Raw genomic sequence first — 12,956 nt, 5'->3', positions numbered from 1 at the left:
CTCATCAGAGATTCTCCAGCTCGCCGAGCAGTTCATCCATCAGGTCCAGCTCCTCTTCTGCGCTGGCGGAACTCGCCCGCTGGGTTTCAATCCAGGCGGCCAGCGCCTCGATGTTGCTCAGCTCGAACAGGCGGTGCAGCGGCAGTTCCAGGCCCAGGCGCTGACGCAGGGTCAAGCCGACCTGGGTGAGCAGCAGTGAATGGCCGCCCAGTTCGAAGAAGTCGTCGTGCAGGCCGACGCGATCCACTTGCAGCACGTGCTGCCAGATACCGGCCAGCTCGACTTCCAGGTCGCTGCGCGGCGCCACGTGCTCGTGCAGGCGCTCGCCCAGTTGCGGGTCCGGCAGGGCCTTGCGGTCCAGCTTGCCGTTGGGCGACAGCGGCATGGCGTCGAGGGCGATGACCCGCGACGGCACCATGTAGTCCGGCAGCTCGCCTTGCAGCGCCTGGCGCAGGGCCTCGGGCTCGGTGCTGGCGACCACGTAGGCCAGCAGCACGCCGTCCCTGGCCACCACCACCGCTTCGCCCACCTTCGGGTGGGCCTGCAGGCGCGCTTCGATCTCCCCCAGCTCGATACGCAGGCCGCGAATCTTCACCTGGTGGTCGAGACGGCCGAGGTATTCGATGGCGCCGTCTTCGCGCTGGCGAGCCAGGTCGCCGGTGCGGTACAGACGCTCACCGCTGCCGAACGGGTCGGCGACGAAGCGCTCTGCCGTCAGGCCGGGGCGTGCGTGATAACCGCGCGCCAGGCCTGCGCCACCGATGTACAGCTCACCGGCCACGCCTTGCGGCACCGGCTCCAGGCGCTCGTCCAGCAGCACCAGGCGCAGGTTGTCGATGGGCCGGCCGATGGGCACGACCTGCCGCGCGTTATCCTCGTCACAGGTCCAGAAGCTGACGTCGATCGCCGCTTCCGTCGGACCGTAGAGGTTGTGCAGCCTGGCACTGCTGCGCTGACGGAACTGCTGTTGCAGCTCGTAGGGGAGCGCCTCGCCGGAGCACATCACCTGCAACAGCGACGGGCAGCGTTCCAGCTCACCGGCCGCGACGAAGGCCTGCAGCATCGACGGCACGAAGTGCAGCGTGGTGACCTGCCCTGCCTCGATCACCTGGCGCAGCGCGGCCGGGTCGCGGTGCGCACCGGGCGCGGCGACCACCAGGGCGGCGCCGGTCAGCAACGGCCAGAAGAATTCCCACACCGACACGTCGAAGCTGAACGGGGTCTTCTGCAGCACGCGGTCGGAGGCATCCAGCGCGTAGGCCTTCTGCATCCAGTGCAGGCGGTTGAGCAGCGCGCGGTGGCTGTTGCCGGCGCCCTTGGGCTTGCCGGTGGAGCCGGAGGTGTAGATCAGGTACGCGAGGTTCTGCGGGTTGCCGGCGATGGTCGGGTTGTGCTCGGAGGCCGTGGCGATCTCGCTCCACTGGCTGTCCAGGCAGATCATCGTGGCGTTGCTGGCGGGCAGGCGATCCAGCAGGTGCTGCTGGGTCAGCAGCAGGTTTACACCGCTGTCGACAAGCATGTGCTGCAGGCGATCCTGCGGGTAGTCCGGGTCCATCGGCACATAGGCGCCACCGGCCTTGACGATGCCCAGCAGGGCCACCACCAGCTCCACCGAACGCTCGGCGGCCACGCCGACCAGCACGTCCGGGCCAACGCCCTGGCTGCGCAGCCAGTGCGCCAGCTGGTTGGCGCGGGCGTTGAGCTGGGCGTAGCTCAGGCGCTCATCACCGAATTGCAGGGCCAGCGCTTCCGGGGCGGCGGCAACTTGGCGCTCGATCAGCTCCTGCAGTTGCACGTCGGCCGGGAAGCTCGCCTCGGTGTCGTTGAAGCGTTGCAGCAGCGCGTGGCGTTCCGCATCCGCCAGTTGGCTGACGCGGCCGAGCGGGCGCTCGGCATCCTCCACCAGGGCCAGCAACAGGTGCTCGAAGTGCCCGCGCAACTGTTCGATCTGGCTCGCGCTCAGGCGGTCGGCGCGGTAGGTGTAGCGCACGTCCAGCTGTTCGCCGGCGCTGGCCACCAGGGCCAGGGCGTAGTTGGTGCCGTCCACCGGGTGGTGACCGAGGATGCGCAGGTCGTCCTCGCTGGACGACGACAACGCCGCGTCCATGGGGAAGTTCTCGAACACGATGATGCTGTCGAACAGCGCCTGCCCGCCGCGGCCGGCCCAGCGCTGGATGTCGTACAGCGGCGTGTGCTCGAACTCGCGCACGTCGAGGTTGAAGGCCTGCAACTCGCGCAGCCAGTCGCCGACGCGCTGAGCGTCATCCGGCGCCTGCAGGATCGGCAGGGTATTGATGAACAGGCCGAGGCTCTCCTCCGCCCCCGGCAGCGTGGCCGGGCGCCCCGCCACGGTGGCGCCGAAAGTCACGCTGCGCTGCCCGCAGTAGCGTTGCAGCAGCAGCGCCCAGGCGCCCTGCACCAGGGTGTTGAGGGTGATGCGCTGGGCCTGGGCGAAGCGTTGCAGCGGCGCACTGTCGAGTCGGCTGCACACCTCGCGCAGCGGCTCCTCGCGGTACCCGGCGTGACAGGCGGTGGCCAGCAGGGTCGGCTCATCGAAGTCTTTCAGACGGTCGCGCCAGAAGCTCTCGCCCGCAGCGCCATCCTGGGCGTGCAGCCAGGCGATGTAATCGCCGTACTGCGCGGCGGGTACCGGCAGTGTTTCGCCACGGTAGAGGGCGAGCACTTCGCCGATCAGCCGCGCACTGCTCCAGCCGTCCAGCAGCAGGTGGTGGCAGGTCCAGATCAGGTGGTAGCGGCGTTCTCCCAGGCGCACCAGCGCCAGGCGTTGCAGCGGCGGCTTGGCGAGATCGAAGCCGAGGTTGCGTTGCGCGTCAGCGACATTTTCAAGCTGCTGTTCACTCACCTGCTGGTCGCGCCAGTCGAAGGACTGCACCGGCAACTGCACGTCGCGCAGGACGAACTGCAGCGGCGCGGTATCGGCAGCGGCGAGGAAGCCGGTGCGCAGGTTGGCGTGGCGGGCGATGACCGCGCGCCAGGCCTCGAGGAAACGCGGCTCGTCGAGGCCGTCCAGATCGACCCGCAGCTGGTTGATGTACAGCGAAGAGCCCGGCACGTCGAGGGCGTGGAACAGCATGCCCTGCTGCATCGGCGACAGCGGATAGACATCGTCCACGCCGGCCGGCAGCGGCAGCGCGTCGAGTTGTTGCTGGTCGAGACCGAGCAGCGGCAGCTCGGCGGCTTCCAGCGCGCGTGGGGTGTTCAGGCACCAAGCGACCAGTGCTTGCAGCTCGGCACGCAACAGCGCCTGCAGCTCATCGATGTCCGCCGCGTCGAACATGAAGCGGCTGTAGGTGACGTCCAGGCTCAGCTCGCCGCCGAGAACGCGGCCGGCGTAGACCAGTGCGTTGCCCAGCGCAGCGTCCAGCGCCTGACTGCGGCCCACGCCGTCGAAGGCCGGCAGGAAGTCGGCGTCGGCGAAGGCCTGGTCGAGCTGGCCGAGGTAGTTGAAGGTGACCTGCGGCGCCGGCAGGTCACGCAGGCTGGCGGCATGGTTGCTCAGGTAACGCAGTTGGCCGAAGCCGATGCCCGCACGCGGCAGGTTGCGCAGGTGTTCACGGGTGGCGCGCAGGTCAGCCCCCGGCTCGCCGCCAGCGTGCAGGCGAACGGGATACAGCGCGGTGAACCAGCCCACGGAGCGGCTCAGGTCCGGCGCCACATCGCCATCGACGGCATCCCGGCCGTGGCCCTCCACCTCCACCAGCGTGGAGGTTTCGCCGGTCCAGGCGCACAGCGCGCGGGCCAGCGCGGTCAGCAGCAGGTCGTTGATCTGCACGCGCTGCGCCTTCAGCGCCGGACCGAGCAGTTGGCGGGTGGTCTCGGCGTCGAGGCTGAAGCGCGCGTTGGCAGCGTCCTTCCAGGTGGCCGGGGCATCGCTGCGGCCACGGTTCAGGCTCGGCGCATCGCGCAGCTCGGTCTGCCAGTAGTCCAGCTCCGCCGCCACTTCGGCACTGTGGGCAGCCACCTGCTGGTGGGCGCTCCAGGCCTGGTAGCTGTCGCTGCGCGGCAGCGCGGCGGGCGTGCGACCGGCGCGCAATTCGCGGCAGGCGTACTGCAGGTCTTCCAGCAGGATGCGCCACGACACGCCGTCCACCGCCAGGTGGTGGATGACCAGCAGCAGACGTTCGCTGCCATCTTCCAGGCCGACCTGCATGGCACGCAGCAGCGGGCCGTTGGTGATATCCAGGCTGGCCTGGGCGTCGTCGCACAGGCGCTCCAGGGTGCGGGTGTCAGCGGCGCGGCGGCGCCAGAGCAGCGTCATGTCCAGCGGGCCGTGCTCGGCGTAGCGCTGACGGCTGCCATCGAAGCGCAGGCGCAGCGCGTCGTGCTGGCCGACCAGCCAGTGCAGCGCGCGGGCGAGGACGTCGCCGTCCAGCGCTTCGCGCGGTTGCAGCAGCAGAGCCTGGTTCCAGTGGTGTCGCTGGGCGCTCGGCACGCGCTCGAAGAAGCGCGCCTGTACCGGCGACAGCGCCACCTCACCGCTGACAGCGGCAACCGGCGCGGGTGTTGCTGGGGCAGCCGGGGCGCGGCTTTCCAGCCACTGCGCCAGTTGGCGGACGCTCTGCCGCTCGAACAGCTGTTTCGGGCTGAGCTTGTAACCGAGTTTGCGGATGCGCGCGATGATCTGCAGGCTGAGGATGGAGTCGCCACCCAGCTCGAAGAAGTTGTCTTCGGCACCGACGCGCTCGACCTTCAACACCGCTTGCCAGATATCGGCGATGCGCTGCTCCAGCTCGCTCAGCGGCGCGCTGTTCGCAGCCTTGGCGACTGTTTCGACACGCGGCAGCGCCTTGCGGTCGATCTTGCCGTTGGCGTTCAGCGGCAGGCGATCCAGCAGCATCAGCTGGGCCGGCAACAGGTATTCCGGGACAGCGGCGGCCAGGGCTTTGCGCAGGCTTTCCACGCTCTGTCCGTCGGCCACGGCCCAGGCCAGCAGCTTCATCGGGCCGTCGTTGTCACGCTCGGCCAGCGCCGCGGCATCGCGCACGCCGGGCAGGCGTTTGAGCGCTTGCGTCAGTTCGCCCGGCTCGACGCGGTAGCCACGGATCTTCACCTGGTCGTCGACGCGGCCGAGGAATTCCACGACGCCGCGACGGCTCAGGCGCACACGGTCGCCACTGCGGTACAGGCGCTCGCCGTCGATCTCCACGAAGCGTTCGGCGGTCATCTGCGGCAGGCCGAGGTAACCCAGCGCCAGGCCGGCGCCACCGATGTACAGCTCGCCGGGTACGCCCGGCAGCAGGTCGCGGCCGTTCTCGTCGAGCACGCGGATGGCGCTGTTGGCCAGCGGAGTGCCGATGGGCAGGCTGCCCGCGGGCAGGTCGTCCAGCAGCGACCATTCGTGGGTCAGCACGCCCACGGTGGATTCACTGGGGCCGTAGTGGTTGACGATGCGCAGCTTGGGCGCGAGGTCGCGGATCGGCTGCAGCAGCGCGCGGTCGCATACTTCACCACCCACCACCAGCAGGCGCCGCGGCAGCACCGCGGCGGCGTTGGGCGCGGCGGCCAGCAGGCCGGCAAGATGGCTGGGGACGATTTTCAGCACGTCCACGTCCTGCATGAACGCGGCGAAGCGCTCGGCATCGGCCACGGCCTGGGCATCCGCCAGGTGCAGCCGACCGCCGCCGCACAGCGCACCGAACAGCGTGGTGTGGCCGAGGTCGGCAGCCACCGAGGAAACCATCGCCATGCCCAGGCCCTGGGCGCGGCCCTGGTCCAGTTGCAGGCGTTCGAGCAGGGCCTGCACGTAGTTGGCCAGCGCCGCGTGGCTGACGCGCACGCCCTTGGGCTGGCCGGTGGAACCGGAGGTGAAGATCACGTACGCGGCCTGCTGCGGGTCGATGCTCCGCACGGACGCGGCAGCGCTGCCCTGCTCCGGGCCACCGCCCGGGATCAGCATGGCGGCGCCGCCGAAGGTCTCCAGCAACGCAGCCTCGCTCACCAGCACGCGGCCGATGCCGTTGTCGGCGAGCAACTGGCGCAGGCGCTCGGCGGGTTGCGCCGGGTCCAGCGGCACGTAGGTGGCGCCGGCCTTGAGCACGCCCAGCAGCAGGAGCACCCACTGCGCACTGCGCTCCTGGCAGAGGGCGATGCACTCGCCCGGCTCCGCGCCGCTGGCGATCAGCGCGTTGGCCAGGCGATTGCTGCGCCGGTCCAGCTCGGCATAGCTGTAGCGGATGCTGTCGTCCTGCACGGCGATGGCGTCCGGCTGCGCGGCGACCTGCGCGGTGAAAAGGCCGAGCACGTCCTGCTGCGGCCACTGGCGGGCTTCGCCACGACGGCGCGAGGCGACCGGGCGTGGGAGCTCGCCGAGGGCACGCTGCGGCTCGGCGCACAGCTGGCGCAGCAACGCTTCGAACTGGCCAGCGATGGCGACAACGCTGTCCTCGTCGAACAGGTCGCGGGCATAGACGAAGCTGCCGCGCAGCTCGTCGCCCGGCTGGCCGCTGGCGTCCAGCGCCTCGGCCATGTCCAGGGCGAGGTCGAAGCGCGCGCCGTACTGTTCCTCGCTGAACAGTTCCAGCTTCAGCGCACCGGCATCAGGCAGGCGGCTGACGTCGAAGCCGAAGTTGAACTTCACCTGCACCAGCGGGTTATAGGCGAGGCTGCGCTCGGGTTGCAGGGCTTCCACCAGTTGTTCGAACGGCAGGTCCTGGTGCGCCTGGGCGCCCAGGGCGAGCGGCTTGAGGCGGGCCAGCAGCGCGGCGAAGGACTCGTCGTCAGCCAGCGCACAAGGCATGACCTGGGTGTTGACGAAGAAGCCGATCAGCCCTTCGGTTTCCCATTGCTGACGGTTGGCGATGGGCACCGCGACGCGCAGGTCGCGCTGGCCGCTGTAGCGCTGCATCAGCACGGCGTAGGCGCCGAGCAGCAGCATGAACAGCGTGACGTCCTGCTCACGGGCCAGTTGCTTGAGGCGACGGCCGAGGACGGCGTCCAGGCTGAAGCCGAGGCTGCCGCCGCGGTAGCTCTGCACCGCCGGGCGCGGGCGGTCGGCGGCCAGCTCCAGCACGGGCGTCTCGCCGCGCAGTTGCTCGATCCACCAGTTGAGCTGACGCCGCCCCTCCTCGCCCGCCAGCAGCTCGCGCTGCCACTGGGCGTAATCGGCGTACTGCACCGGCAATGCCGGCAGCTGCAACTCCTCGCCTGCGGCGAAGGCGCCGTAGACGCGGCTGAACTCGTACACCAGCACGCGGATCGACCAGCCATCGGAGACGATGTGGTGCATCGTCAGCAGCAGCACATGGTCGGCATCGGCCAGCTTGAGCAGGGTCAGGCGCAGCAGCGGCCCGGTGCGCAGGTCGAACGGACGCAGCGCCTCTTCCTCGGCCAGCTTGCGCGCGGCGCTTTCGGCGTCGGCCTCAGTGGACAGGTCCACCTTCGCCAGGTCCAGCGGGCGAGCCACCTGGATACGCTGGAAGGCCTGGCCGTCCACTTCATCGAAGGTGGTGCGCAGGGTTTCGTGGCGCGCCACCAGGGCGTCGAAGGCGCGACGCAGCGCGGACTCGTCCAGTTGGCCGCGCAGGCGCAGCGCGCCCGGCACGTTGTAGGCGGCGCTGGCCGGTTCCATCTGCCAGAAGAACCACAGGCGGCTCTGGGCTGCGGACAGCGGCAGGTCGCCGTCGCGGGCCACGGCGCGCAAGGCCGGGCGAGCGCTGGGCGCCAGGGTCTTCAGGCGCTCGGCAAATTCGTCCAGGCGGCTGGCTTCGAACAGGTCGCGCAGCGGCACTTCGCAGCCCAGGTCGCGACGCAGGCGGGAGATGACCTGGGTGGCCAGCAGCGAGTGGCCTCCCAGCTCGAAGAAGTCGTCCTCGCGGCCCACGGCGGGTACGCCGAGCACGTCGGCCCAGACGGCGGCGACGCGGCTTTCCAGGCCGTCGCGCGGGGCTTCGGTGGTGCTGGCGGCGTCCTGCGGTTCGGGCAGCGCCTTACGGTCGATCTTGCCGTTGGCGTTGAGCGGCATCTGCTCCAGTACGAGGATGCGCGACGGCACCATGTAGTCCGGCAGCTGTGCGCGCAGGGCGGCTTTCAGCGCGTCCTCGGCAAGATGTTCGCCGGACACGTAACCCAGCAGGCGCTTGCCGCGCTCGCTGTCGCGGGCGATCACTGCCGCCTCGCGCACGCCGGGCAACGCGCGCAGGCGGGCTTCGATTTCACCCGGCTCGATGCGGAAGCCACGGATCTTCACCTGGTGGTCGACGCGGCCGAGGTAGTCCAGCGCGCCATCCTCACGCCAGCGCACGCGGTCGCCGCTGCGGTACAGGCGCAGGCCGTCTGCATAAGGGTCGGCGACGAAGCGTTCGGCGGTCATGCCGGCGCGCTGGTGGTAACCACGGGCCAGGCCGTGGCCACCGATGTACAGCTCGCCGGCCACGCCGCGCGGCAGCGGCTGCAGGCGGTCGTCGAGGATGTACAGGCTGCGTTCGCCGACCACTTCGCCAATGGGTGCGTAGGCGGCGCCGCAGGGGGTGCGGGCATCGGCCTTCCAGAGCATCGGGGTGACCACGGTTTCGGTCGGACCGTAGCCGTTGATCAGGTGTTCGGGCTTGAGCGCCTGGTGGGCCAATTGATAGGCCGCTTCGGGCACCGCATCACCGCCGAAGCAGTAGATGCGCATGCTCGGCGCGTGACCGGTGATCAGCGCTTGTTCAGCCAACTGTTGCAGGTAGGCCGGCGGGAAGGCGGCGACCGTCACCTCGTGGCGGCGCAGCTGTTCCAGGGTCTGCTGGGCGGTCCACAGCGCGTCGTTGCGGATCAGCAGGCTGCCACCGTGGGACAGCGCGGTGAGCCAGCGCTCGTGGGCGCCATCGAAGGCGAAGGACATGAAGATCAGCTCGCGATCTTCGCTGGTCATTGCGTAGCGCTGGCCGATGGCGCGGCAGTGCGCGGCGATCTCGCCGTGGGCGACGGCAACGCCCTTGGGCTGGCCGGTAGAGCCGGACGTGTAGATCAGGTAGGCAAGGTTCTGCGCCCGGATGCGCACCAGCGGGCGCACCGCCAGCGCATTGCCCAGGTCGGCCTCTTCGAGCACCAGGCGTTCGACGCCGGCAGGCAACGGCAGGCGCTCCGCCAGTTCGAAGTGGGTCAGCAGCAGGTCGACGCCGGCGTCCTGCATCAGCCAGGCCAGGCGCTCCTCGGGGTAGTCGACGTCCAGCGGCAGGTAGGCGCCACCGGCCTTCATGACGGCCAGCAGGGCCAGCGGGATGTCCACGCCACGCGGCAGCGCCACGGCGACCCGGCGTTCCGGGCCGATACCGCGCTGGATCAGGCGTTGCGCCAAGCGGTTGGAGCGATCCTCCAGCTCGGCGAAGTTCACTTCGCGCTGCTCGTCGATCAGCGCGACCTTGGCCGGGTGACGACGGGCCTGGGCAGCGATGGTCTCGCTCAGCGCCTCGAAGGCCGGCGCGTCACCGGCCACGGCGATGCTCCAGTCGCGGGCGGGCAGCCAGTCGCGGGCGTCCAGCACGGCGTCGGCATTCAGCTGCGGCAAGGCGCGCAGCAGGTCGAGGTAGTGCCCGACCAGGCGTTGCATGCCGGCGGCGGCGTAACGCTCGCGGGCATAACAGAAGCTCAGGCGCAGGCTCTGTTCCCCCTCGCGAACGCGCAGCACCAGGTCGAACGGGGTTTCCAGGTCGAGCTGCTCCAGCGCTTCCACGCTGATGCCGGGCAAGCCGTTGCCGGCGCGCGGCTGCCACTGGTGGTCGAAGGCGACCTGGCACAGCGGATGGCGACCATGGCCGCGCTCGGGTTGTAGCGCCTCCACCAGTTGTTCGAATGGCAGGCCCTGGTGCGCCTGGGCCTGGAGAAGGTCGTCGCGCAATTGGCGGAGCACACCGCGCAGGCTGGCGCCTTCGGGCAGCTCGCTGCGCAGCACCAGCAGGTTGACGAAGAAGCCGACCAGGCGCTCGCTGTCGAGCTGTTCGCGGCCGGCCTGGGTCAGGCCGATGCGCAGGTCGTGCTGGCCGCTGTAGCGTTGCAGCAGCAGGTTGTAGGCGCTGAGCAGGAGCATCGGCAGGGTCGCGCCGTGGGCCTGGGCCAGGCTGCGCAATTTGCCGGTCAGCTCGGCGTCCACGTCGCGTTCGATCAGCGCGGCGCTCTGGCCTTTTTCTCCCGTCGTGAAAGGCAGCTCCAGCGGCGCATGCGCGGTGCCCAGGCGCTCGCTCCACCAGTCCAGCAGACGGGCGCCCTCGCCCGCTTCCAGCTTGCTCTGCTGGGCGGCGGCGAGGTCGAGGTACTGGCGTGACAGGATCGGCAGCACCGGTTCGCGCTGTTCGACGATGGCGCGGTAGCACTCGGCGAACTCGTCCAGCAGCAGGTTCAGCGACCAGCCATCGGCGATGATGTGGTGGACACAGAGCAGCAGTGCCTGGCGGCCACCGCCGAGGTTCTGCAGGCGCAGGCGCAGCAGCGGGCCGCTGGCCAGGTCGAAGGGTTGCGCGGCGAAGGCCTCGGCGTCCTCGCGGGCGGCGATGTCGCGGCGAGCATTGCCCAGGGAGCTGAAGTCGCTCTCGGTGAGTTCCACGTGCGTGGCGTCGGACAGGCTCAGCAACACCTCGCCATCGGCTTGCTCGATGAAGCGACTGCGCAGGGTCTCATGGCGGCCCAGCAGCACGGAAAAGGCCTGCTCCACCGCCGGGCGGCGCAGTTCGCCGCGCAGGTTCATGCGCCCGGCGATGTGGTAGACGGCGCTTACCGGCTCCAGCTTCCAGAGGAACCACAAGCGGCGCTGGGCTGGCGAGAGCGGCAGCAGGCCGTCACGCGGGACCTGCGGCACGCTTTCGACTGCAGCAGTCGGCTGGGCTGCCAGGGCAGCGGCGAAGGCGCCCAGCTCCGGCGCCTCGAACAGCAGGCGCAATTCCACGGCGCGGCCAAGACGTTCGCGCAGGCGCGCCATCAGCTGGGTAGCCTTGATGGAGTTGCCGCCAAGGGCGAAGAAATTGTCGTCGCGGCGGATCGCCGGCAGCTCCAGCACTTCGCTCCACAGCGCGGCGATGGCGTGCTCTTCCGTCGACAGCGGCGCGACGGGCTTGGCGCTGACGCCATCGCTGATCGGCTCGCCCGCGCGCTGGATGGCGTAGGCCTGCAGGCTGCCGTCGAGCAGTTGGGTGCGGCAGGCCGAGCGTTGCAGCTTGCCGCTGGAGGTCTTGGGCAATGCGCCCGGCTCCAGCAGCGCCACCACCAGCGGCGCCTCCTGGAAGGTTTCCGCCACGGCGGCGGAGATGGCCCTGGCCAGTGCCTCGGCGGAGATCAGCTTGCGCACGCTGCGCCCGACTTCGGCCGCGATGCCAATGCCTTCGCGGCCCTGGTGTTCGATGGCGAAGGCGGAAACACGGCCCTTGCGCACCAGGTCCACCTCTTCCTCGACGCAACGCTCCAGGTCCTGCGGATAGAGGTTCTGGCCGCGAACGATGAGCATGTCCTTGAGGCGGCCTGTGACGAAGAGTTCGTCATTGTGCAGGAAGCCCAGGTCGCCGGTGCGCAGCCAGGTGCGGCCGCCCTGCTCGACGAAAGTGCGCGCGCTGGCTTCCGGGTTGCGCCAGTAGCCGAGGGCGACACTGGGCCCGCTGCTCCAGACTTCGCCAACGCGGTCCGGACCGAGGGTTTCGCCGCTCACCGGGTCGACCAGCTGGATTTCATGGTCGGGCTGGGCGCGACCGCAGTTGATCAGCGAGGTGCCACGGCCCGGGCGGGCAATGTTTTCGCCCAGGGCATCGAGGTCCACTTCCAACTGGCCGATGCCCTCGCCACGCACGCCGCCGGTGACGAACAGGGTCGCTTCGGCGAGGCCGTAGCAGGCGTAGAAGGACGACGCGTCGAATTGCGCCGGGGCGAACCAGGCGGCGAAGCGCTCCAGGGTGTCCGGGCGGATCGGCTCGGAGCCCGAGAAGGCCACGCGCCATTTGCTCAGGTCGAGGCCTTCCATGGCGGACTCGTTGACCCGCTCGCAGCACAGTCGATAGGCGAAGTCGGGCCCGCCGCTGACGGTGCCGCCAAAGCGGGCGATGGCTTCCAGCCAGCGGCGCGGGCGTTCGAGGAAGTAGCGCGGCGACATCAGCACGCACTCGATACCGCTGTAGATCGGCTGCAGCAGACCACCGATCAGGCCCATGTCGTGGAACAGCGGCAGCCAGCTGACGATCACGTCGTCGTCACCAATGCCGAAGCCGTGGCGGATCAGGCGCTCGTTGGCGACCAGGTTGCCATGGCTGACCTGCACGCCCTTGGGCGTCGAGGTGGAGCCGGAGGTGTATTGCAGGAAGGCGATGTCGTCATCGGCCAGCGAGGGCATCCGCCATTCGACGGCCAGGGCCGGGTCGGCCTGGTCCACCGCCAGCAGCAGCGGGCTGTCGCCGCTCTCGCGCTCACAGGCCGGGCGCAGGGCGTCGATCAGCGTGGAGTCGGTGAGCACCAGGCTCGGTTCGGCATCATCGAGGATCGAGCGCAGGCGTGCCAGGTGCTGCGGGCGCACGGATTCCGGCGGATAGGCCGGCACCGCGATAATCCCCGAGTAGAGGCAGGCAAAGAACGCGGTGACGTATTCCGGGCCGCTGGGCAGCAACAGCACGGCGCGGTCGCCGTGCTGGCCGTGACGCAGCATCCAGGCGGCCATGGCGCGGGCGCGCTCGTCCAGCTCGCGGAAGCTGATGGGTACCTCGATGTTCTCGGCGATGAATCGCAGGGCAATCTTGCGCGGCATTTCGCAGGCGCGTTGCAGCAGGGCCTCGACCAGGTTTCCTGCAGCTTCGTAGCGGTCGTTCATGACATCACCTGTTCTGGCGGCGGACGGTGGGCGTCCCCCGGAGGAAATTCTTGGGATTTACCGGAGCCCGTGCTTGGCATGGGCGTTCCCGGTACTCCGAACTGTTCCCTCTCCCATCAGGAAGAGGGTTGGGGAGAAGGCGCCTCCGGCCACTCCGGCGCTGGGCGCTGCCCTCATT

Annotated in this window: 1 protein-coding gene; it reads right to left on the bottom strand. The window is 69.6% G+C overall.

The window, feature by feature from the left end; genetic code table 11:
* Positions 1-4: 4 nt before the first annotated feature.
* Positions 5-12,778 carry a non-ribosomal peptide synthase/polyketide synthase gene (locus AC1ZV1_RS14525; RefSeq protein WP_484297366.1) on the bottom strand — a complete coding sequence of 4,258 codons (12,774 nt, stop codon included), beginning with the start codon at positions 12,776-12,778 and terminating at the stop codon, positions 5-7.
* Positions 12,779-12,956: the final 178 nt, after the last annotated feature.

The sequence above is a fragment of the Pseudomonas sp. BB438 genome, from assembly GCF_057180225.1.
Note: the sequence above shows the minus strand (reverse complement) of the source record. Positions and strands in the feature narration are given on the sequence as shown.

Coding starts and splice junctions, on each gene's coding strand:
- AC1ZV1_RS14525 (WP_484297366.1), bottom strand. CDS start 12,778: ATGAACGACCGCTACGAAGCTGCAGGAAACCTGGTCGAGGCCCTGCTG.